This window comes from Rhizobium sp. FKL33 (assembly GCF_005222915.1).
Lineage (GTDB): Bacteria > Pseudomonadota > Alphaproteobacteria > Rhizobiales > Rhizobiaceae > Rhizobium_E.
On the sequence record NZ_STFX01000007.1, the window covers coordinates 60,951 to 82,155 of the forward strand.

Here is a 21,205-nt window from a genome sequence, read left to right on the forward strand (position 1 = left end):
GGCGACGTCGTTAAAGCCTGAATGCGACATTCTACCCAAACTGCACGACTGAGGGAAAATCTCTTGTGCACGAGGCGCGCCTGAGGGCGTCGGGATATGGGGGATGGGTGTCGCGGGGAGGAAAGATATGGGCGACGAGCCACTCGCCAGCATAACTTGCATACGGCGCTAGCATCCATTCCGACCGCCACGAAGCTCTGGTGCCGAATAGTTTGCGCCACAGATGATTGGAGGAAATGTGATCATCTGGGCAAAAGATATAGAAGAGCACGCCGGAACCCATTTCACAGCCCATTCGTCGCTCGCTCCTCCTTAAATCAAAGGGGGACTGAATCACTCAAACCTGGGGGCTTCAACACCGATCGATTTTAATAATATCGCCGACGATATTTGCTTTCCAAGTTCTCAAAGAAACGCTTCCGCCAGGGAGCAGATGGAACCATTGCCACCAGACAAAAGATATAGGCAAACTTGAATGTCTGATCAGATACCGCGCTATCTCCAAGAAGACTGTTTGCGCCGTACAAGGCAAAGAAGACCAAGCTCAGTATCAGCCCATGGGTCAGTCCGCATCTTGGACCGCAAAGAAGCCACCAAACCAGGTTCATCAATCACTCCAATCTGAGGGCGATGCTCCTAACGCATTCACAACCTGATTAAGGCGCGAAAGAGAGTTTTTCAACAAAATCCGCAAAGATTGTCGATCACCGGACACGTAGCACCTCGATTAACCCAACCCGGCGTCCAATTCTTCCGTCGCGATATGATAAACGGTGAAATGGGGCTCATGACCCGGAAAAAGATAGAACGCATTCAAGAGACTGACTTCAATCACTTTTCCCTGCTTACTCAGGACAAGGTTGAGCGAAGAATCTTCACGTTCCGCCGAACATGTCTTCCAGTCGAGAGCAGCTTCCAAGACATGATCAGCCGTCATTCCGAGATAGAAGGGATGAACGCCTTCGCCGAAAACGAGTTCGAAATCAGCTCGGCCTTCAGTTTTTATTTCACCCATTTTCGTCTTCCAAAGCCGCAAGCATCATGCGATCCCGGCATATTGCGACGAATATGCCGAGCCGCAACCAATCTGCCACCTATTCCCCCACCAGCATCACCAGCTTGCAATCCGGCCTGTCCGCCGGCCGAAACGTATACTGCCGGTAACGCACTATCTCGCGCTCCGGATGGCAGAAGCCCCGGTCGCCGCCCTCGCGATCCATCACCGTCTGCGCCTTCCACAAAGCGGCGAAATCGGCGCTTTCGGCGATCAATTGCTCCACCAGCGCCAGCATCGGCGGGTCGTTGAAGCTGGCGCCGAAATCGGCGCGGAATTCGGCGAGCGCGCGGACGGCGCGATCGGGCCAGTCGAGAATGAAGCGCCGCGCCGAGGGATCGAGGAAGATGTAGCGCAGCAGATTGTGGTCGCGCCGCTCGCCAAGCCAGCCGGAGAAGAGATCGGCGGCGGCGGCGTTCCAGGCGATGGCGTTCCAGAACCGGTCGAGGCCATAGGCGGGATGCGGCAAAGCCTCGACCGCCGCGGCCAGACTGTCCGGCGCCCGCTCGCTCGGCTCAGCCAGGGCATGTTCGGGATCACGGCGGCCGGCGAGCTCGAACAGATAGGCGCGTTCGGCCCGCGTCAGCAGCAGCGCCTCGGCGAGCCGCGCCAAGGCCTGCGGCGACGCCTGCGCGTCGCGCCCCTGCTCGATCCAGGTCACCCAGGTGGCGGAAAGCTGGGCGCGGGCGGCCAATTCCTCGCGTCGCAGACCCGGCGTGCGCCGTCGCCCCAGGGGCGGGTCGGGCGTCAGCCGCTCGCGATGGGCGCGGACGAAATCGCCCAGCAGTTTTCGTTGATGGTCACCGGTCATGGCAGATCTTATACCAGGATAAAGCCTCATCTTGTAACAGAATAAGTGCCTGTCATAGTCGCCTCGCCAAGACAGGAGAACAATTGATGCAAAAGAGCCACCAGACCCATGTCGAGGGACAATTCGGGCCCCGCGCCCAGGCCTATGTCGCCTCGAGCGTGCATGCCCAGGGCGCCGATCTCGGCTATATCGGCGAGGTCGCCGCCGCGATCCGACCTGCCCGCGCCATCGATCTCGGCTGCGGCGGCGGCCATGTCGCCTATCGGCTGGCCGAACATGCGGCCCAAGTCACCGCCTGCGACCTCTCCGCCGACATGCTGAAAGCCGTGGCCGACACCGCCGCCGCGCGCGGGCTCGCCAATATCGACACCGTCCGCACACCGGCGGAAAAGCTGCCTTTCGAGACGGCGACGTTCGACATGCTCGGCTGTCGCTTCACCGCCCATCACTGGCGTGACGCCAAGGCCGGGTTGCGCGAGGCGCGCCGCGTGCTGAAACCGGGCGCGACCGCCCTCTTCGTCGATGTCGTCGCCTCGGCCGATCCGCTCTATGACAGCCATCTGCAGGTGGTCGAGACGCTCCGCGACACCTCGCATGTCCGCGATTACTCGCTGGCCGAATGGACCGTGATGCTGGAACAGGCGGGCTTCGAGGTCACCGGCGTCAGGCGCTGGCGGATGCAGATGGAGTTTTCAAGCTGGATCGCCCGCATGGCGACGCCGCCGGCGCTGGTCGCGGCGATCCGGGCGGTGCAGGACAGCGCCTCGGCGGATGTGAAAGCCTATTTCGAGATCGGGCCCGACGGCTCCTTCATGCTCGACATGGCGCTGGTGGAGGCGCGGGCGGCCTGACCTGCTGGAGAGGTTGGCGGCAGGCGCGGGAACTCTGCCGCCTGCCCATCGTTTCACAGGAAAAGGAGACGATCATGACCCCGAAGCCCGTTGCCCACTCTTCGCATGACGCCGCGCCGCAGATCGACCCGCTTACCGGCAAGCCCATTCCGATCGCGCCTAATGGCGAGTTGTCGGATCGGGAAATCGAGGACGGAGCCAGGGGAGAAGAGGATGCGGCGCGGATTAATCCCGAAAGCCGGATCCCGCGCCCGCCGCAGCCGGATCTCGCCTGATCAGCCGGGCTCCCAGCCCGGCTCGGCCATGGTGAAACCGGCAAAGTCGAAGCCCGGCGCGACCGTGCAGCCGACCAGGGTCCAGTCGCCCCGGCTTTCGGCGCATTGCCATTCGTCCTTGCGCACCACGACTTGCGGATGCTCGCCGTTCAGAACGTCAGGGCCGAGCGTCACGGCGCGGACCGTCTTGTCGTCGTCCGAGAGCCGCAAGGTCAATGGCGCCCCGGCGTAATAATGCCAGACCTCCACCGCATCGACCTTGTGCCAGTGCGAGCGCTGCCCCGCCTCCAAGAGGTAATAGATACAGGTGGAGCAGGCTCTCCCGTCCCGGGTCTCGTCGTCCTTGAAGGTCTGCACATACCAGCCGCCTTCGGGATGCGGCTCGAGCTTCAAAGCGTGGATGATGTCGCGGGCGGTGGTCATGGGCTCTCCGTTGACGTAGCCACAAAGCAGCGGCTTATTGTTTTGTCAGCTTTATTGACATTGCCGCGTTGGAAAGTCGACCACCCGTCCAGACGTCGGAAGACTGCTACCGCGACACTTTTGCTGCTCAAACCAAAAAATCCGTCTCCTCGAGCCGGATCTTTCCATCCAGCTTGAAGGTGAGATCGGCTTTGCCGTCGCCATCCCGGTCGACCGTCACCACGGTGTCGCCGCCGCTCCAGCGCCAACCGATTTCGGCGCCGTCGCCGGAAAAGCCGACGCCACGTGCCAAAAGATCGTAATCGCCATCAAGCGCCTTGGTCAGCGCGATCTGGTCTTCGCCCTTGCTGAAGTCTTCGATGAGATCCGACGCCTTGCTCGTGCTGTCTTTCAAAGTCGAGAAGACGAAGAGATCCGCGCCCTCCCCGCCCGTCATGATGTCGCGCCCGGCGCGACCGACGAGAATGTCGTCTCCCGTCCCGCCAGAAAGCGTATCGGCGCTCGCGCGGCCGATCAGCATATCGGCGTCGTTCGCAGCGCTGTCGGCGCTTGTTCCGTCGCCGTAAAGCGTCGTCATGCCCTTGTCGGCAGCGAGCAGTTCCTCGACCTCCATCTTGGTCGACAGGCCGAAAGTCTTGAGCGCGGCGCGAATGGCCGGCGCCAGTTCTTCGGTGATGTCGCCGATCGTCTCGACGCCTTTCACCGACGCCGCCGTATCAGGATCGTAAGCCGCCTCGTAACTCAGGATCTTCTCATGCCATTCGGCCAGCATCTGGCCGGTTTGCACAGCCTCGGAGAACGTCGCCTTGCCGTCCGCGTCGTAGAGGCCGAAAAGATCGGCTTCGACATAGCGCCGGTTGGCGATGCCCTGCCCGGCGCTCGCGCCGCCATTGGAATAATAGCGGATCTGGAACCAGGCTTCGGCCCTATCCCCCTCCTCGATTGCCGCCTTCAGCCCGGAACCAAGCAGGCTCGGATTGTTATAGGCCAGCGAGAACAGCGCCATGCGTTCATCGGAGTCCGGAATGCCCGATAGCCAGTTGTCGACGTAACCGTCATAGGTGGGGGAAATCAGGTCGAGCGCCTCGGCGATCTGCGCGTCGCTCGAAAAAGCGAATGTCTTGGGAACGTCGCTATCGACCGACTTGTTCCAGGCCGCCATGACCTTGTCGAGCGCCGAGATCAGCGTGGCGCTGGAGCCGTAGGAATAACTCTTGTCCACCACCGCATCGAGCTTCGCCAGAAGCTTGCTGCTGTAGTGATCCTCCCCCACCATCGCCAGCAGCACCGTGTCGAGATTGGCGCGCAGGCTGAAACCGATGCCGATCGTCGGCACGCCGACAATGTCGACATAGGGCTTGAACGTCGCGCCTTCGAGAAGCGTCAGGAAAGATGAGCGCTCGGCGGCGTAATCGTCATGATCGGTGATCCCGTTCCAGTTCAGCATGTGCGGCTCCTTCCGCCCGATTGTTAGTCGACGCGGGTAAACACCACGTCGAAAGTCTTGGTGAACGGATTGACAGGATTTAAATGTTATACCATTACATATGCGGCGAGCGGGACATGTCGCAAACCGGCTTGCGCGACTGGAGAGTTGATGGCATGACAAAGAGGAATGGCGCTGTCGCCGCGAAAATGGGCGACGGCTTAATAGGGAACACGGTGAGGATGACCCCAGAGGGGCCGATGCCGTGGCTGCCCCCGCAACTGTATGCGGCGAGCCTGTCTGCAACGAGCCACTGGCGCAAGCTGGGAAGGCGCAGACCGGCGAAGACCCGCAAGCCAGGAGACCTGCCATTCGCAGACAGTAACCACGGACGGGGTGTTCCGATGCGATTATCGAAGAACGACCGGCACAAGGCCGGTCAAGACGCTATGCCAATGGCGGCGCAAAGCCGCGACTTCACTTACAAATCTACCCTCCAAGTCGAGGCCGCCTCATGAATTGCGCGGTCGAAGGATTGGATCTCGAAGCCCGCGGCGTCAGCTTCTCGCCGCCGCGCGGCCCCAAACTCATCGCCGACATCTCCCTGCGCATTGCGGCTGGAGAACGCCTCGCGATCGTCGGCCCGAATGGCGCCGGCAAGACAACACTCTTGCGCTGCCTGTTTCGCGGCGCCCGCCCGAGCGAAGGCTCGGTGCTGCTCGGCGGCGAGGACATCTGGTCGATCCCGCAGCGCGAATTCGCCCGCAAAGTGGCGGTGGTGTTGCAGGAAAGCCCGGCGACCTTCCCTTTCAGCGTGCGCGACATCGTCATGATGGGCCGCATCCCCTGGCGGCGCGGCATGAGCCGCTGGTCGGAGGAAGACCGCGCCAAGGTGCATCACGCTTTGGAGCATCTCGGGCTCGAAAGTCTCGCTGAGCGGCAGTTTTCCACCCTGTCGGGCGGCGAAAAACAGCGTGTGCTGGTGGCCCGGGCGCTCGCCCAGGAGCCGAGGCTCTTGATCCTCGACGAGCCCTCGAACCATCTCGACATCCGCCACCAGCTCGACATCCTGCATCTGCTGGAAGGTTTGGGCGTGACCGTGATCGCCACGCTGCACGACATCAATCTCGCTGCCGGCTTCGCCTCGCGCGCCGCCATTCTCAACGGCGGAAGGTTGACGGCTTTCGGGCCGCCCGAGACCGTGCTGACAGAGACGGCCATCGCCGGCGCCTTCGGCGTCGAGGCCGAAAAATTCCGCATCGGCGCCGAGGGCGCCGCGCGCTTCGCATTTTCCCGTTCGTCTTATTCCGGAGCTTTCCTGTGAAAACCCTCTCTCTTCTCGCCGGCGCCGCCCTTTCGTTCCTCGCTACGACCGCCTTCGCCGCCCCCGTCACCGTGAAAAGCTGCAACCGCGACGTGACCTTCGACGCCGCGCCGAGCCGCGCCATCTCCAACGACGTCAACCTCACCGAAATGATGCTAGCGCTGAAGCTGCAGGACCGCATGGTCGGCTATACCGGCGTCTCAGGCTGGAAGACGCTCGACGAGAAATTGCGCGAAGGCGTCAAGCAGCTGCCGGAACTGTCGCCCAAATATCCCACCAAGGAAGTGCTGCTCGGCGCCGACGCCGACTTCTATTTCGCCGGCTGGAATTACGGCATGAAGGTCGGCGGCGACGTGACGCCGGAAACGCTTCAGCCGCTCGGCATCAAGGTCTATGAGCTGACCGAAAGCTGCGTTCACATCATGAACAAGGCCAAGCCGACCATGGACGACATGTTCGTGGACCTCCTCAATCTCGGCAAGATCTTCCGCGTCGAAGACCGAGCCGAGGCTCTGGTGGCCGGCTATCGCAAGGAATTGGCCGAGATCGTCAAGGGTGTTGGCCCGATCGAGCGCCCGACCCGCGTCTTCGTCTATGACTCCGGCGAGGAAAAGCCGTTCACCTCGGGCGAATATGGCATCCCCACCGCGATGATCGAGGCCGCCGGCGGCGAGAACATCATGGACGATGTCGCCAAGAGCTGGACCGAAGTCTCCTGGGAGCCGGTGATCGAGCGCAATCCGGAAGTCGTGGTGATCGTCAATTACGGCGAAGTGACCGCCGAACAGAAGATCGCCTTCATGAAGAACAATCCCGCGTTCAAGAATGTGGACGCGGTCAAGAATGATCGTTTCGTCGTGCTGGAATATGTCGAGGCGACGCCGGGTCCGCGCAACATCGGAGCGATCGCCCGGCTGGCCAAGGCGTTTCATCCAAGCAATATGTGAGAAGGATGAGAGACAGCTAGCGGGCGCTGCGGACCGGAACACCCCCCTCTGCCCTGCCGGGCATCTCCCCCTCAAGGGGGGAGATCGGCTGGAGCGCCGGTTTCCGCCGCATTGCATGACGTCTTTGCAGCAACTGCCGGCGTCAAGAAAGGGCGAGGCCTAACCGCGCATCAATCTCCCCCCTTGAGGGGGAGATGTCCGGCAGGACAGAGGGGGGTGGCCAAAATCCCCGACATCTCTGAAACGCAGGAACCGGGCACGCCAAAACGCCTTCATCCGAAGTTTACCTCCCAAAACTGAAACCAAGACAGGTAGCCACCGCTCTCCATGCCCCCTCTCCGCCTACTCCTGATCATCGCGGCTGTCCTCGGCTTCCTCTGTTTCACCGTGATCACCGCCGTGTCGCTCGGCGCGGCCTCGATTCCGGCTCTGACCGTCTGGAAGATCGTGGCCAACAAGATTGCGCCCGATATGATTGCAGTCGACTGGTCGGCGGGACGGGAAAGCATCGTCTGGGATGTCAGGCTGCCGCGCGTCATTCTCGGCGGGCTGGTCGGCGCGGGCTTGGGGCTGACGGGCGCGGTGCTGCAGCCGCTGACCCGCAATCCGCTCGCCGATCCGCATCTGCTCGGCGTGTCCTCGGGCGCGGCGGTGGGGGCGGTGATCGCGCTCATTCATGTCGGCATGGTGCTGGGCGGGCTGACCGTGCCGATTTTCGCCTTCGCCGGCGCCCTCGTCGCCATGGTCGCCGTGCCGCTCGCCGCCCGGGTGGGACACGCCAATGGCGCCGATCGGCTGGTGCTGGCGGGCGTGGCCGTATCCTTCGTCTTCACCGCGCTCGCCAACCTGCTGGTTTTCCTCGGAGATCCCCGCGCGGCGCAATCGGTGACCTTCTGGATGCTCGGCGGTCTCGGGCTGGCCGAATGGCCGCATCTTCTCTATCCGGCCGTCACGTTGATGATCGCTCTCGCCTTCCTGCAACCGAATGCCCGGGCGCTGAACGCCATCGCCATGGGCGACGAGACGGCGGCGACCCTGGGCGTGTCCGTGCAGCCTTTCCGCATGGCGCTGTTTACAATTTCAGCACTGCTCACAGGCGTGATGGTGGCCTTTTCAGGCGCGATCGGCTTTGTCGGCCTGATGGCGCCGCATTTCGTCCGCGCGCTCGCCGGGCCCGACAATGCCCGCGTTTTGCCGCTTTCGGCCTATAGTGGCGGGGTGGCGCTGATCTGGGCCGATCTCGCCGCCCGCACCATCATGGCGCCCGAAGACATGCCGATCGGCGTCGTCACCGGGCTCGTGGGTGGACTTGCCTTCCTCTGGATCATGCGCCGAAGCTGATCCGCCGCTTGCCGCATCCGGCTTTTCCGTTAAGGAAGGGGAAACCATGCGCATGATCAGCGCGATTCCGGAACCTTGCGACGAGACCGCCATGAAAAGACTGTCCCTTCTCTCCCTGTTCCTCGCTTCTGCGCTGATGACGGCCCAAGGCGCGGCGCTGGCGCAAACGGCGCCACAGCCGGCTGTCGCGACCCAGCCCGCCGCCGCCCAGCCGTCGACCCAGCGCAATGTGGTGAAAAGCGCGGTCGACACGCTGCAGGAAGAGGTGCAGGCGAGCGTCAACAAGGCCGCCAGCGATCTCGAAGCCCTGCGCGGCAAGGCCACGCGCTCGAATGACGACGATTCGGCGCTGTCGCTGCTGAAGCTGGAGGCCGATGTGCTGGCCGAGGATATCGCGGGCTCCACCGCCGACCTCGAAGCGCGTTATCAGGTGGTGACCAAGCGGCTTGAGGAACTCGGCCCCGCCCCCACCGACGGCAAGACCGAGGACAAGGCCGTCACCGACGACCGCAAGCGCCTGCAGGACGAAAAGGCTTCGATGAATTCGCTTCTGTCGGACGTCGATGCGCTGAAGACCGAAGTCGCCCGCGTCAGCGCCGAGATCACCGAGCGCCGCCGCACTCTGTTCACCGACACGTTGTTCCGCCGCATGCCGATCTCCAGCGATCTGCTCTCGGAAGCTTCAACGGCAGCGGTGACACTGTCTGGACAGGTTCTCTCCGCGATGACAAATTCTCTGGAATTCATGTGGAATTTCAAGCGTGGCGGCTTCCTGATCGCGATTTTCGGGGCTTTTGTCGCCGCAGTGCTGTTCAGGCTGCCGCTCAAGCGAAAGCTGGCGCCGCTCGCCCATCGCGATCCCACCGTCCTCGATCCGCCCTATTTCCGTCGCGTGTCTGCGGGCTTTCTGTCGTTGATCGTGCCGACGGCGGCGGCCGGGGCCTTTGTGCTGACCTGCCTGATCATTCTCTACAATCTCAAGGTTCTGCGCGAGGATCTCTACGCCATCCTGGCCTCGGCGCTCTGGGCCAGCGTCGGCGTCTACTTCATCTGGAAACTGTCGCGCGCCATCTTCTCGCCGCTCAAGCCGCAATGGCGGCTGGTCGACATGACCGATCGCGGCGCCAATTGGCTGGTGACGATCGGCATGCTGCTCGCGGTCTTCAACGCGGTTTCTTCTGTGCTGACCCAGACCTTTACGCAATTCAGCGCCCCGGTGTCGCTGAGCATCGTCAAGGGCATCGTCTCGGCGCTGTTGATCGGCGGCACGCTGATCGTCGGCTCCTTCATCAAGCCGCGCCTGCCCAAGGAAGAGGGCGGGCCGAGCCAGGCCTGGCCGATCTATGTGCGACTTTTGCTGCTGCTGACCGGCGCCGGGCAGATCCTGGCGGCGCTGTCGGGTTATATCGGACTGGCGCAATTCGTCTCCAGCCAGGTCATCGTCACCTCCACCATCATCGTGACGATGTATATCGGCTTCTCCGCCGCCCACGCCATTTCCGAAAGCGGCTCCTTCGCCCAGACCAATATGGGCGCGGCGATCGCCCGCCGGCACAATCTCGACGAGATCCGCATCGACCAGGTCGGCCTCGTCGTCGGCCTCGCCGGCTATGCGCTGGTGGTGCTGATCGGCGTTCCGCTGATCCTGTCGCAATGGGGCTTCCGCGCCGCCGACATCCTCGGCATGTTCGTGGATCTGTTCACCGAGATCCATATCGGCAATATCAGCATTTCGCTTCTGGGCATCTTCGCCGGCGTTCTGGTGTTCTTCGCCGGCCTGTTCGGCGCGCGCTGGTTCCAGCGCTGGCTCGACGGCAATGTGCTCGCCCGCTCGCAGATCGATGTCGGCGCGCGAAATTCGGTCAACACCGCGCTCGGTTACGCTGGCGTGGTGATCGCCGCCGTCATCGGCATTTCCGCCGCCGGCATCGATCTCTCCAGCCTCGCGCTGATCGCCTCCGCGCTGTCCCTCGGCATCGGTTTCGGCCTGCAGACCATCGTGCAAAACTTCGTCTCTGGCCTGATCCTGCTCGCCGAGCGCCCGTTCCGGGTGGGCGACTGGATCGTCAACGGCAATGTCGAAGGCTTCGTGCGGCGTATTTCGGTGCGCGCCACCGAAATCGAGACCTTTCGCAACCAGTCGGTCATCGTGCCGAATTCGCAGCTCATCAACGCCGCCGTCGGCAACTGGACGCTGCGCAACAAGCTGGCGCGCTCGGAAATCCCGGTCACCGTCGCCTATGGCTCCGAGCCTCGCAAGGTGATGGACATCATGCTGGAGGTGGCGCGCAACCAGCCGCTGGTCTTGACCATGCCGGAGCCGCATGTGGAATTCGTCCGCTATGGCGACGCAGGCCTCGATTTCGAACTGCGCTTCTACCTCGCCGATCTCTTCACCGGCATGGGCGTGCGCAACGACATCCGCATCGAACTTCTCGAACGCTTCAAGGAAGAAGGCGTGGAGCTGCCGGTTCCCCGCCAGATCCTCACCATCGGCCGCGAACCCGGACTTTCCAACGCCGAACTGGCCCAGGCGCTGCGCGGCGAAGGCATGACTGATGACGAAGCTCAGGCGCTCGCCCGCGCCCGCGACGGCGTGCGCAAACGCGCCGAAGACGCCGCCCGCGACATAGACCAGGTCGCCGGCGCACGCCACAGCCACCACAACCATCGCGACGACGAGGATGCAGACGGTGGGGACGGCGACGACGACGGGCGTTGACGGACGCGCGGACGCCGTTTCAGGCGTTACGGCGCATTGAGCAAGGCCGTGCGCCGCCCCTTCCCCCCTGCCGCCACCTTCTCCCCGCGCCTGCGGGGCGAAGGAGGATGTGGCGAGGTCGGCGCTCCATCCCCCTTCTCCCCGTCATACGGGGAGAAGGTGGCGGCAGCCGGATGAGCAAGGGGCCGGGCAGAACATTCACGCCCAACCGCAGCACACCTTACGACCTCCCCTCAAAACCACTCTTTCGCCTGCGCCGCCGTGACATTTCCGCCGCAGAGCGGCGTCGCCAACCTGAGCCCCTGCAGCGACGCTCTGTCCTTCAGGATCGCCGCCAGTCCCGCCGAGCCGGCGGGCTCAACGATGCGGGTCCATTCATCCCGGGCGAAGCGCATGGCGGCGAGGATCTCGTCGTCGTCGACCAGCACGACCTCATCAATCGTGTCTTTCAGCCATTCCACCGCCTCCGGCACCGGTTCGCGCACGGCGATGCCGTCGGCGATGGTGTTGGCGGAGCGCGTCGAGACGGGATGGCCGGCCTGATGCGACAGCGCCATGCAGGGCGCGCCTTTGGCCGCCACCGCGATCACCCGCGTCTCGGGCGACCGCGCCTTGAGCCAGGCGCCCATGCCGGCGGCGAGCGCGCCATTGCCGAGCGGCAGATAGACCCGGTCGAGGCGCCCTGCGACCTCTGTCAGTTCCAGCGCGATCGTGCCGGCGCCCTCGGCGATCTCGGCGGACGCGCCGTCTTCGACAAAGACATGGCCCGAAGCGTGGGCGAAAGCGCGGCCAGCCTGTTTGGCGGCGTCGAAATCCTCGCCTTCGAGCCGGACCTCGGCGCCGAAGCGCCGCATGGCCTCGATCTTCAGGGGATTGGCGTTGACGCTGGCAAACACCGTCAGCGCCCGGCCCGAACGCGCCGCGTTATAGGCGAGGCCCTGGCCGAAATTGCCGGCCGACGCCGTCACCAGCGGGCCGTCGCCGGGATGCGCGGCCAGGAAATAGCCCGTGCCGCGGCCCTTGAAGCTGCGGATCGGATTGTCGGTCTCGTCCTTGGCGATGAGGTCGAAACCCAGCGCCTGCGAGGCGAGAACAGGCGAATGAAGAAAGACGGGATCGATGCGGCCCATGGCCTCGACGATGCGGTCTGCGGAAAGTTGTCTGTGCTTTGTCATAGAGACAGGATAGAAAAGACCCGCGCGGAGTGACCGCGCGACTGCGGAGATCGACGCCGAAATTCCGCGTCCAACAGGAGTTTTCCGCCGTGGATGAGATCGACCAGACCATTCTCGACCTGCTGCAGGAGAATGCCGACCAGCCCGCCAAGCGCATCGCCGACCGCGTCGGCCTCTCCCCCTCCGCCGTCGAGCGCCGTATCGCCAGGCTCAAGCAATCAGGCGTGATCCAGAAGATCGCCGCCGTCATCGACCCCAAGGCGGTGGGCCGCGGCCTGACCGTGCTGGTGGAGCTCGACATCCAGAACGAACACCGCCACACGCTCGACGCCTTCCAGGCCTGGGCCGTGAAAGCGCCGGAAGTTCAGGCCTGCTGGTATGTCACCGGCGACATGGACTATGTGCTGCAACTTGCGGTGCGCGATCTCGACGAGTATAACGACTTCATAGACCGGATGATGCGCGAGCAGCAGGGGCTGGTGCGAAAGTATAAGAGTTTGATTGCGTTGAAGGTGGTGAAGTGATTCAGCCACTTCAGAAAAGCATGCATTAGATATATTTAATCAATATTTCTAAATTATACTCGCACCCCTATCCACAAAAACGACAATAAAACATGAAAATCAACTTGAAATCAAAGCTTTTCTAACAGAAAGATGAAGCACAAATCTCTGATCCATTATTGGATCAGCGGCACCTCGAAAACTCCAAACATCACGAACTTTCGAATATCCGTGCTCTTTTATTTCAAACTGATTCCCAATCATTCCAACCCTAAATAAAAGACGGACTATTTCGTTGATACCGTAATCTCTTAGAAGATTCCTAGCAGATTTATCTTTAACCGCAGCATCTCTAAGTCTGATTTCCAGATCATTTACTGTAAAAGCAAAATGCTTTCCGCGGAACATCCCTAAAATTGCGGCCTTCGAGGATTCATCAAATGATGCTGATATTTCTTCGGTAAATTCCTCGAGCATCGCTTCACCAAAAGAATTCTCCGATGACAGAAAGTCAGCCGAAGAAATGCTACTCTTTCCAAAAGCCAATTCAGCAGCGGCTTTTAAACGAAGCAGAACTCCTCTCGGTCTATGAAGGCCAGCATCCAATAGATATCTTCGAATATCCTTCTGACCAACAAAATCAGGCAAATAAACAGACAACGGGTCGCCACTCTGAGAGCCACAATATTCTATCTCGGATAGGCGTATTTTATTTTCAAATATATTTACAACAGGATGATTATCTATATTATCATTATACCAATTTAAATTTACCCCAAACGCATCTATAATCTTCCCCAATTCTTGTGTTGTAAGTTTTATTGAGCCAAGTATTTCAGATCTAAGAGTAGCATAAACATTTACATCGAGGCCCGCCTCAGAAAAGTGATTATTCATATTATAAGCTGCGAACAGAAGATCTCGAACCAGCCTTCGATCCCGATTCCCATCTCCATCGTCACTCATAAAAAATTCTAGCTCGTCGAAGTACAATCGCACAGACCTATCATGCTTTAGCTTAATCATGCGAAGAGAATGAATAATAATCCTCACAAGATCGAGAAGCTGCATCCTACCTTCGGCTGTACGTCTTGCCTCAACTTCTGCCCCAAGCTCTGACTTCAAAGCTCCGAAATCTACAGAAACCTTTATTGATCCTTTCGCACGCTCAACATACATCTTATCGTAAATAGTATTGAACTTATGATTATCAACCTCAAGCAAAACAGAAATATCTCTATAAACATCCAAGCCCGAAAGAACAGCATCGGATGGTATCAATCTAAATACATTTTTGAGAATATACCATTCCCAAACAGTCTTATAGTCAGCATCTGGACGAACACTGTGTTGATCCTCGACAACGATGATATTCGTCATTTTATCGAGAGCGTCCCTGTCCTCCTTACGGATATGCGACTTGAATAGCACTAAACCACTATAAGCCGGATTTTGATGACGCCGCAAATGGAGCATCAGAGTTGTTTTGCCACTGCCCTTTGGGCCAACAATAAAAGTCCGAGCCCCCGAATTTAGCTCATTCAGCTTTATGCGTGGTGGCACAACAAATGCATTGTCCAGTATACTGGATCCCTGTTTATCCTGCTTAATGAACTCGTGAAATGCATCACGTTCCCCGAACTGCAATTCTTCAATTGGAATAGGGATATGATGGTTCATTGAAATTCCCCGAAGACAAATATTGCTATCGAACAAAGATCAAAATCGGACCTGCATTGACAGGTGTTCCCACCAATTGTCTACAACGATTGGATGAAATTTCAAGCCCTCCACCCTTGAATGTCTGCACATCGCGGTGAATTGCCTTCTACCCTCTCACCCGCTCCGCCTTCGCATCATACATCGCCGCCAGCGACGCCTTCGCCTTCACCCTCACCCCGGCAATCTCCACCTCGTAACGTGACGCCAGCACCTCCGCCTCGCTCTCGCCCTCACACGGCACATAGCCCAGGCCTACGGCGCCGCCGAGGTGGTGGCCGTAATTGCCTGATGTGATGGTGGAGACGATCTGGCCGTCGCGGACCAGCGCTTCGTTGTGGAAGAGCAGCGGCTCGGGGTCTTCGAGCAGGAATTGCACGAGGCGACGCGAGAGGCCTTTGTCCTGTTTCGCCAGCACCGCGTCGCGGCCGATGAAATCGGGTTTCGCCGTCTTCACCGCAAAGCCGAGGCCGGCTTCGAGCACATGGTCCTCGTCGGTGATGTCATGGCCGAAATGGCGATAGGCTTTCTCGATGCGGCAGGAATCCAGCGTATGCAGGCCGCAGAGTTTGAGGCCGTGCGCCGCGCCCTCCGCCTCGATCGTCTCGAACACATGCGCGGCCTGATCTGCGGAGACATAGAGCTCCCAGCCGAGTTCGCCGACATAGGTGACACGATGGGCGCGGGCCAGCCCCATGCCGATCTCGATCTCGCGCGCCGTGCCGAAGGGATGGGCGGCGTTGGAAAAATCGTCGGGGCTGACGGCGGAGAGCAGATCGCGCGATTTCGGCCCCATGACGCAGAGCACCGCCTCACCCGCCGTGACATCGGTGATAACGACGAATTCGTCGCGGAGATGCTTGCGCAGCCAGGCGAGATCGCGCTGCAGCGTCGCGCCGGGCACGACGAGCAGGAAGGCGGTCTCCGAGAGCCGCGTGACGGTGAGATCGCTCTCGATGCCGCCCCGCGCATTCAGCATCTGGGTGTAGACGATGCGGCCCACGGGCACATCGATCTGGTTGGCGCAGAGGCGGTTGAGGAAGGCCATCGCGTCGCGGCCCTCGACGCGGATCTTGCCGAAGCTCGACATGTCGAACAGCCCGACGCCGTGGCGGACAGCGAGATGTTCGCGGCGCTGATTGTCGAACCAGTTCTGCCGGCCCCAGCTATAGCGGTATTCGCGCTCCTGCCCCGGCTCGGCGAACCAGTTGGCCCGCTCATTGCCGGCCACCTCGCCGAACACCGCGCCCCGCGCCTTGAGATGTTCATGCAGAGGCGAGCGGCGCACGCCGCGGGCCGTATCCATCTGGCGATAGGGATAGTGATCGGCATAGAGCAGGCCGAGCGTTTCCGACACGCGTTCGCGCAGGTAAGCGCGATTGCGCTGGAAGGGCTGGGCGCGGCGGATATCCACCTCCCAGAGATCGAAAGGCGGCTCGCCATCGTTCATCCACTGCGCCAGCGCCATGCCGGCGCCGCCGGAGGAAACGATGCCGATGGAATTATAGCCCGCCGCGACCCAATAGCCCTTCAGTTCCGGCGCCTCGCCGAGATAATAGCGGTCGTCGGGGGTGAAGCTTTCCGGGCCGTTGAAGAAGGTGTGGATGCCCGCCGTCTCCAGCATCGGCAGGCGATTGACCGCCATTTCCAGGATCGGCTGGAAATGGTCGAAATCCTCCGGCAGCTGGTCGAAGCAAAAATCGGCGCGGATCGCCTCGCCCTTCGGCGGCCAGGGTTTTGCCTTGAGCTCGAAGGCGCCCACCAGCATCTTGCCGGCGTCTTCTTTGTAATAGGTGCATTCATCCGGCACGCGCAGCACCGGCAATTGTTTCAGACCCGCGATCGGCTCGGTGACGATGTAGAAATGCTCGCAGGCATGCAGCGGCACGGTGACACCGGATTGACGCGCGAAATCGCGCCCCCACATGCCCGCGGCGTTGACGACATTCTCGGTCTCGATCGTATAGACCTCGCCGTCCTGCTCGCAAGTCACGCCGGTCACGCGGCCGTCTTTGGTGGTGACGCCGGTGACGATGACGCCCTCGATCACCTGCGCGCCATTCTGCCGCGCGCCCTTGGCGAGCGCCATGGCGATATTGGCGGGATCGCATTGCCCGTCGAGCGGCAAATGCACGGCGGCCCTCACATCCGCTACATTCAGATGCGGATACATCTCCTTGACTTCGCTGGGCGAAATCTCGCGCACATCGACATTGAAGGCGCGGGCCAGCGAGGCCTGGCGGTAGATCTCCTGCTTGCGCGCCTCGGTCAGCGCCACGGTCATAGAGCCGTTCTGCTTCATGCCGGTGCCGATGCCGGTCTCGGCTTCGAGCTTGACATAGAGGTCGGCGGAATATTTGGCGAGCCGGGTCATGTTTTGGCTGGCGCGCAACTGGCCGATCAGGCCGGCCGCATGCCAGGTGGTGCCGCAGGTCAGCTGCTTGCGTTCGAGCAGCACCACATCGGTCCAGCCGAGCTTGGCGAGATGATAGGCGACCGAGCAACCGGAGACGCCGCCGCCGATGATGACGGCGCGGGCCTTGGACGGAATGGGCTTTTTCATGCGCGCAGCCTTTCATTCATGGGATCATAAAGCGGCGTGTCGCCATGGACCGTGGCCTTCAGGCGTTCGCCGAACACTTCGACTTCGAGCTCCTGGCCGGGCACGGCGAGATCGGATCTGACCATGCCAATGGCGATGGATTTGCCGATGCGGTAACCCCAATTGCCCGAGGTCGTCTCGCCCACCACGCGGTCGCCATGCCAGAGCGTCGACATATAGGGCGCGTCATAATCGCCGGCCTCGATGGTCATGAGCACGAAGCGTTTGGTCACCCCCTGCTGCTTCTCGCGCGCCAAGGCCGCCTTGCCCTTGAAATCGGGCTTGGCCCAATCGACGAAACGCTCCAGACCGCCCTGCAGCACGGTGTAGTCGGTCGACAGATCGCCCTTCCAGGCGCGGTAGCCTTTTTCCAGTCTGAGACTGTCGAGCGCCTCCATGCCGAACGGCTTCAGCCTGTGCTTCTGGCCGGCAGCCCAGACGGCGTCGAAGACAGCGGCCGTGTCCTCGGTCTTGGTGTGGATTTCCCAGCCGAGTTCGCCCGCAAAGGAGACGCGCACCAGCTGCAGCCAGCGCCCGGCGATCTGGCAGGATTGATGGCTGAGCCAGGATTTCGTGAGATCCGCATCCGACACCTCGGCCAGAATGGCCCGCGAATTCGGCCCGCTCAGAATCTGGCAGGAGAACTGGTCGGACACGTCGGTGAGCGTAAAGGCTGCGTCCTCGGGCTTGTGCTTGGTGAGCCATTCCCAATCATGCCATTGCGCGGTCGCCGCCGTGATCAGGAAGAAGAAATCCTCGGCAATCGTCATCACCGACATTTCGGTAACGATGCGGCCCTTGTCGTCGGCGAAATAGGCAAGGCCGATGCGGCCGGGCTTGGGGATCTTGCCGGTGGTGAGGCTGGAGAGCCATTCCGTCGCCCCCGGCCCCTGCAGCCGGTAGCGCGAGAAGCCCGGCAGATCGAGAATGCCGGCCGCATCGCGCACCGCCAGGCACTCCTCCTCGATGCGCGGGCTCCATGGTCCCTTGCGCGCCCAGGTCTGCGCCGCCTCTTCCGAGGTGTCGTCGCCCGGCTTGGCATACCACATCGCCCGCTCCCAGCCGTTATAGGGCTTGAACACGGCGCCGAGGGCGGCGATGCGGTCATGAATGGCCGATTGCCGCCGGTCGCGGCCCGCCGGCCAGTAATGTTTCGGGAAGTGGATGGCGTATTCGTGGCCATAGACCTCCATGCCCTTGTCGACGCAAAAGGCCGGGTCGGTATAGCTCGTATAGCGCCTGGGATCGCAGGACCACATGTCCCATTCCGTCTCGCCTTGTGTCACCCATTCCGCCAGCACCTTGCCCGCGCCGCCCGCCTGGCAGATGCCGAAGGTGAAGACGCAGGCCTCAAACGCATTGGGCACGCCCGGCATCGGCCCGATCAGCGGATTGCCGTCGGGCGCATAGGGGATCGGGCCATTGATGACCTTGGAGAGGCCTGCCGTGCCCAGGATCGGCACACGGGCGACGGCGTCGTTGATATGCCATTCCAACCGGTCGAGATCGTCTGGGAACAGCTGGAAGGAGAAATCCTTGGGCATCGGATCGTCATCCGTCACCCAATGCGCCCGGCAATTGCCCTCATAGGGGCCGAGATTGAAGCCGTATTTCTCCTGCCGGAGATAATAGGAAGAATCGACATCGCGCAGCAGCGGCAGCTTGTGGCCGGCCTCTTTCGACCAGGCTTCAAGCTCGGGAATGGTGTCGAACAGCATATATTGATGGCTCATCACCATCATCGGCACGTCGCGACCGAACAGTTTGCCGACTTCGCGCGCATAATAGCCGGCGGCGTTGACGACATAGTCGCAGCGCACCTCGCCCTTGGCCGTCGCCAGCACCCATTCGCCGTTCTCACGCCGCACCGAATCCACCGGGCAGAAGCGGACGATCCTGGCGCCCATGTCGCGTGCGCCCTTGGCCAGAGCCTGGGTCAGCTGCGCCGGATCGATATCGCCGTCATAGGGATCGTAGAGCGCGCCTTCGAGCTCATGCGTCTCGGCAAAGGGATAGCGCGCCTTGATCTCCGCAGGCGAGAGAATGTCGAGATCCATGCCCTGATAGCGGCCCATGCCGACCACGCGCTTGAATTCCAGCAACCGTTCCTTGCTGTGCCCCAGCCGCACCGAGCCGGTGACATGGTAATTCATGGGATAATCGACCTCGGCGCCGAGCTTGCGGTAGAGTTCTGCCGAATAGCGCTGCATGTTCATCAGCGACCAGGACGAGGAGAAGGTCGGCACATTGCCGGCCGCATGCCATGTGGAGCCGGCGGTCAGCTCGTTCTTTTCGAGCAGCAGGCAGTCCGTCCAGCCCGCTTTGGCGAGATGATAAAGGCAGGACGCCCCCACCGCGCCGCCGCCGATGATGACCACACGCGCTGTCGCTGGCAGTTCCGACATGATCCGCTCCCCCATGTCCGAGGCAAAGCCTCGTGAAATTTCTCATTCATTTTTTCATGCGAACAGAAAGCTAGCGCGAATTCTTCAGAATGCAAGCATGAAAATCTTGCATGAAATTTTCATGAGGATTAGGTTGGCTGCATCGAAAGAGGTTCCATGCCCCCACGTCCGCTGCTCTCCCAGGAAAACGCGCTTCAACCCGGCGGCGGCGCCGAGATCGACGAAAGCGTGATCGGCGGCCAGATCCGCGAATTGCGCAAGATGCGCGGCAAGACGCTGCAGCAGATCGCCGACGCGGCCGGCATTTCGGTGGGCTATCTCAGCCAGATCGAGCGCAACCAGTCGCAACTGCCGATCGGCGTGTTGCGCAAGATCTGCGACGCGCTGGATGTGCATATGAACTGGTTCTTCCAGCCCGCCGCCGATGCGCCGGCAGAAGAACGCGACATCGTCGTCCGCGCAGAAAACCGCCGTAGGCTCACCTTCACCGGCCTCGGCATCCAGGAAGAACTGCTGTCCCCCAATCTCGGCGGTCCCCTGGAGCTTCTCTACTCCACCATCGAACCCGGCGCCGACAGCGGCGACTACAGCCACAACGGCGCCGAAGCCGGGGTGGTGATCTCAGGCGTGCTCGACCTCTGGGTCGGCGACCGCTTCTTCCAACTCAAAGCCGGCGACAGCTTCGCCTTCGACAGCACCGAGACGCATCGCTGCGCCAATTCCGGTACAGAGCCGGTCAAGGCGGTCTGGGTGATCACGCCGCCCCATTATTGAGGGATTTAGAGGATCACGCAGGGACCGACCGCTGCTCCAAGTCACTGAGGGTCTGTTCGAAAGCCCGCTGCAAAGCGCGCGCTTCGGCGTCAGAGGGCGCGGCGCTCATCGTTCGATAAATCACCGGCTCGGAGCTGGTATTTCCATCCACCGACATCTCGTCGTCCACGCTCCTGAGATAAACGTCTTCTACCGAAAGCGGAAACGCCCCCAGTTCGAACGCCCTGAGCAGCAGTTGATAGGCTTTCCGTCGTCCCGCGCTATCGACGAGGCTGGTGACGAGGCAAAACTTCCAGGCTTCGAGCGCCGGATCAAACGCCCACTTGGCCGACTGCACAGCCATGCCCATCTCATCCAGAGCCGTGAGCGTCGCTCGACCTGCAGCGATCAACTGCGGAGATAGATCTTTTCGAGCCATGGAAAAATGCCTTTGCTCGGGTTGAAGGCCGCCGACATCAGGTCGAGGGCCTCGGCTTTGCTGGTTTTAGCGCCAGGAAATCTCGCATTGCTGTTCCAGTCGCGCGCGGTCAGCCAGTTGGCGTAACGTATTCTGTCCGTCTTCAGTCCACCGATTTCGACTTGAAGTTTAGCATGTTCGGCGATGACTTCAAGCTGATGCCATTTCGCGCCGCGAGCGTGTTCCGGCATCAGAGCCAGAAAGTTGCGGCGAAGGTAGAGCGCTTTGAGAGCGAATTCGAGGCTTTGACCTGCATGGTGATAGCAGGCGCGCCACCGCTCGGCCGCCATCAAGACGGTGGCCGTATCCTTCTCCTCTTTCGCATAGGCCCACCACTCATCCGCATCGCCGCGCATGGCGTGAGCCTAAACAGAATGACGCGCCAACACAACCCAG

At 61.2% G+C, this 21,205-nt stretch carries 18 protein-coding genes and 1 riboswitch; of the genes, 8 read left to right on the forward strand and 10 right to left on the reverse strand.

Features of this window, described 5'->3' with window-relative positions; genetic code table 11:
• Positions 1-727 precede the first annotated feature (727 nt).
• Both E8Q41_RS05200 and E8Q41_RS05205 read right to left on the reverse strand, forming a co-directional pair.
• The gene (locus tag E8Q41_RS05200; protein ID WP_137154456.1) at positions 728-1,015 is read right to left on the reverse strand and encodes a hypothetical protein; all 288 of its coding nucleotides are present in this window, start codon (positions 1,013-1,015) and stop codon (positions 728-730) included.
• 79 nt (positions 1,016-1,094) lie between these two features.
• Positions 1,095-1,865 (reverse strand): helix-turn-helix transcriptional regulator, encoded by a 771-nt coding sequence (locus tag E8Q41_RS05205; RefSeq protein ID WP_137154457.1) that lies wholly within the window; start codon positions 1,863-1,865, stop codon positions 1,095-1,097.
• Between the two features lie 86 nt (positions 1,866-1,951).
• Here E8Q41_RS05205 and E8Q41_RS05210 point away from each other — a divergent pair, with 86 nt between their 5' ends.
• On the forward strand, positions 1,952-2,716 hold the full coding sequence (locus tag E8Q41_RS05210; protein WP_137154458.1) for a class I SAM-dependent methyltransferase: 765 nt from the start codon (positions 1,952-1,954) through the stop codon (positions 2,714-2,716).
• Positions 2,717-2,790: 74 nt separating this feature from the next.
• Entirely contained in the window at positions 2,791-2,991 is a 201-nt protein-coding gene (locus E8Q41_RS05215) for a hypothetical protein (RefSeq protein ID WP_137154459.1), read from the forward strand.
• Here the strand turns inward: E8Q41_RS05215 and E8Q41_RS05220 are convergent, their stop codons facing one another.
• Together E8Q41_RS05220 and E8Q41_RS26095 are read right to left on the reverse strand one after the other, a co-directional pair.
• Complete coding sequence (locus tag E8Q41_RS05220; protein WP_137154460.1) at positions 2,992-3,414, reverse strand: cupin domain-containing protein; 423 nt, start codon at positions 3,412-3,414, stop codon at positions 2,992-2,994. It abuts the gene before it with no gap.
• Positions 3,415-3,541: 127 nt separating this feature from the next.
• The gene (locus E8Q41_RS26095; protein WP_137154461.1) at positions 3,542-4,861 is read right to left on the reverse strand and encodes a M10 family metallopeptidase C-terminal domain-containing protein; all 1,320 of its coding nucleotides are present in this window, start codon (positions 4,859-4,861) and stop codon (positions 3,542-3,544) included.
• Positions 4,862-5,013: 152 nt separating this feature from the next.
• Positions 5,014-5,228, forward strand: a riboswitch (cobalamin riboswitch).
• Positions 5,229-5,354: 126 nt separating this feature from the next.
• Here E8Q41_RS26095 and E8Q41_RS05230 point away from each other — a divergent pair.
• The 4 genes from E8Q41_RS05230 (at position 5,355) to E8Q41_RS05250 (ending at position 11,174) form a co-directional block, all read left to right on the forward strand.
• Entirely contained in the window at positions 5,355-6,164 is an 810-nt protein-coding gene (locus E8Q41_RS05230; RefSeq protein WP_137154462.1) for an ABC transporter ATP-binding protein, read from the forward strand.
• Entirely contained in the window at positions 6,161-7,111 is a 951-nt protein-coding gene (locus E8Q41_RS05235; RefSeq protein WP_137154463.1) for an ABC transporter substrate-binding protein, read from the forward strand. Before E8Q41_RS05230 ends, E8Q41_RS05235 begins: the two co-directional genes overlap by 4 nt.
• A gap of 327 nt (positions 7,112-7,438) precedes the next feature.
• Positions 7,439-8,452: an iron ABC transporter permease gene (locus tag E8Q41_RS05245; protein WP_137154464.1), complete on the forward strand. Its 1,014-nt coding sequence runs from the start codon at positions 7,439-7,441 to the stop codon at positions 8,450-8,452.
• Positions 8,453-8,543: 91 nt separating this feature from the next.
• Complete coding sequence (locus E8Q41_RS05250) at positions 8,544-11,174, forward strand: mechanosensitive ion channel domain-containing protein (RefSeq protein ID WP_170976365.1); 2,631 nt, start codon at positions 8,544-8,546, stop codon at positions 11,172-11,174.
• A gap of 233 nt (positions 11,175-11,407) precedes the next feature.
• Here E8Q41_RS05250 and E8Q41_RS05255 read toward each other — a convergent pair whose 3' ends face one another.
• Positions 11,408-12,349, reverse strand: coding sequence for a pyridoxal-phosphate dependent enzyme (locus tag E8Q41_RS05255; protein ID WP_137154466.1), 942 nt, complete (start codon positions 12,347-12,349; stop codon positions 11,408-11,410).
• A gap of 89 nt (positions 12,350-12,438) precedes the next feature.
• On the opposite strand from E8Q41_RS05255, the gene E8Q41_RS05260 reads away from it, so the two are divergent.
• Positions 12,439-12,873, forward strand: a complete 435-nt coding sequence (locus E8Q41_RS05260) for an Lrp/AsnC family transcriptional regulator (RefSeq protein ID WP_137154467.1) — start codon at positions 12,439-12,441, stop codon at positions 12,871-12,873.
• Between the two features lie 99 nt (positions 12,874-12,972).
• On the opposite strand, the gene E8Q41_RS05265 is transcribed toward E8Q41_RS05260, so the two are convergent.
• The 3 genes from E8Q41_RS05265 to E8Q41_RS05275 all read right to left on the reverse strand — a co-directional run bounded on the left by E8Q41_RS05265 (position 12,973) and on the right by E8Q41_RS05275 (position 19,578).
• Positions 12,973-14,532 carry an ATP-binding cassette domain-containing protein gene (locus E8Q41_RS05265; protein ID WP_137154468.1) on the reverse strand — a complete coding sequence of 520 codons (1,560 nt, stop codon included), beginning with the start codon at positions 14,530-14,532 and terminating at the stop codon, positions 12,973-12,975.
• Between the two features lie 148 nt (positions 14,533-14,680).
• Positions 14,681-17,134, reverse strand: coding sequence for an FAD-dependent oxidoreductase (locus tag E8Q41_RS05270; protein WP_137154469.1), 2,454 nt, complete (start codon positions 17,132-17,134; stop codon positions 14,681-14,683).
• Entirely contained in the window at positions 17,131-19,578 is a 2,448-nt protein-coding gene (locus E8Q41_RS05275; protein WP_137154470.1) for an FAD-dependent oxidoreductase, read from the reverse strand. The genes E8Q41_RS05270 and E8Q41_RS05275 overlap by 4 nt, the downstream gene beginning before the upstream one ends.
• Before the next feature lie 156 nt (positions 19,579-19,734).
• Here E8Q41_RS05275 and E8Q41_RS05280 point away from each other — a divergent pair, with 156 nt between their 5' ends.
• The gene (locus E8Q41_RS05280) at positions 19,735-20,352 is read left to right on the forward strand and encodes an XRE family transcriptional regulator (protein WP_137154471.1); all 618 of its coding nucleotides are present in this window, start codon (positions 19,735-19,737) and stop codon (positions 20,350-20,352) included.
• A gap of 13 nt (positions 20,353-20,365) precedes the next feature.
• Here the strand turns inward: E8Q41_RS05280 and E8Q41_RS05285 are convergent, their stop codons facing one another.
• Positions 20,366-20,770 carry a hypothetical protein gene (locus tag E8Q41_RS05285; protein WP_137154472.1) on the reverse strand — a complete coding sequence of 135 codons (405 nt, stop codon included), beginning with the start codon at positions 20,768-20,770 and terminating at the stop codon, positions 20,366-20,368.
• A complete protein-coding gene (locus tag E8Q41_RS05290; protein ID WP_137154473.1) occupies positions 20,740-21,165 on the reverse strand; it encodes a HEPN domain-containing protein in 426 nt (141 codons plus the stop codon). Before E8Q41_RS05290 ends, E8Q41_RS05285 begins: the two co-directional genes overlap by 31 nt.
• Between the last annotated feature and the right edge of the window lie 40 nt (positions 21,166-21,205).

Excerpts from the sequence above, each read along its gene's own strand:
- E8Q41_RS05200 (WP_137154456.1), bottom strand. The coding sequence starts at position 1,015 with ATGGGTGAAATAAAAACTGAAGGCCGAGCTGATTTCGAACTCGTTTTC.
- E8Q41_RS05205 (WP_137154457.1), bottom strand. The coding sequence starts at position 1,865 with ATGACCGGTGACCATCAACGAAAACTGCTGGGCGATTTCGTCCGCGCC.
- E8Q41_RS05210 (WP_137154458.1), top strand. The coding sequence starts at position 1,952 with ATGCAAAAGAGCCACCAGACCCATGTCGAGGGACAATTCGGGCCCCGC.
- E8Q41_RS05215 (WP_137154459.1), top strand. The coding sequence starts at position 2,791 with ATGACCCCGAAGCCCGTTGCCCACTCTTCGCATGACGCCGCGCCGCAG.
- E8Q41_RS05220 (WP_137154460.1), bottom strand. The coding sequence starts at position 3,414 with ATGACCACCGCCCGCGACATCATCCACGCTTTGAAGCTCGAGCCGCAT.
- E8Q41_RS26095 (WP_137154461.1), bottom strand. The coding sequence starts at position 4,861 with ATGCTGAACTGGAACGGGATCACCGATCATGACGATTACGCCGCCGAG.
- E8Q41_RS05230 (WP_137154462.1), top strand. The coding sequence starts at position 5,355 with ATGAATTGCGCGGTCGAAGGATTGGATCTCGAAGCCCGCGGCGTCAGC.
- E8Q41_RS05245 (WP_137154464.1), top strand. The coding sequence starts at position 7,439 with ATGCCCCCTCTCCGCCTACTCCTGATCATCGCGGCTGTCCTCGGCTTC.
- E8Q41_RS05250 (WP_170976365.1), top strand. The coding sequence starts at position 8,544 with ATGAAAAGACTGTCCCTTCTCTCCCTGTTCCTCGCTTCTGCGCTGATG.
- E8Q41_RS05255 (WP_137154466.1), bottom strand. The coding sequence starts at position 12,349 with ATGACAAAGCACAGACAACTTTCCGCAGACCGCATCGTCGAGGCCATG.
- E8Q41_RS05265 (WP_137154468.1), bottom strand. The coding sequence starts at position 14,532 with ATGAACCATCATATCCCTATTCCAATTGAAGAATTGCAGTTCGGGGAA.
- E8Q41_RS05270 (WP_137154469.1), bottom strand. The coding sequence starts at position 17,134 with ATGAAAAAGCCCATTCCGTCCAAGGCCCGCGCCGTCATCATCGGCGGC.
- E8Q41_RS05275 (WP_137154470.1), bottom strand. The coding sequence starts at position 19,578 with ATGTCGGAACTGCCAGCGACAGCGCGTGTGGTCATCATCGGCGGCGGC.
- E8Q41_RS05280 (WP_137154471.1), top strand. The coding sequence starts at position 19,735 with ATGCCCCCACGTCCGCTGCTCTCCCAGGAAAACGCGCTTCAACCCGGC.
- E8Q41_RS05285 (WP_137154472.1), bottom strand. The coding sequence starts at position 20,770 with ATGGCTCGAAAAGATCTATCTCCGCAGTTGATCGCTGCAGGTCGAGCG.
- E8Q41_RS05290 (WP_137154473.1), bottom strand. The coding sequence starts at position 21,165 with ATGCGCGGCGATGCGGATGAGTGGTGGGCCTATGCGAAAGAGGAGAAG.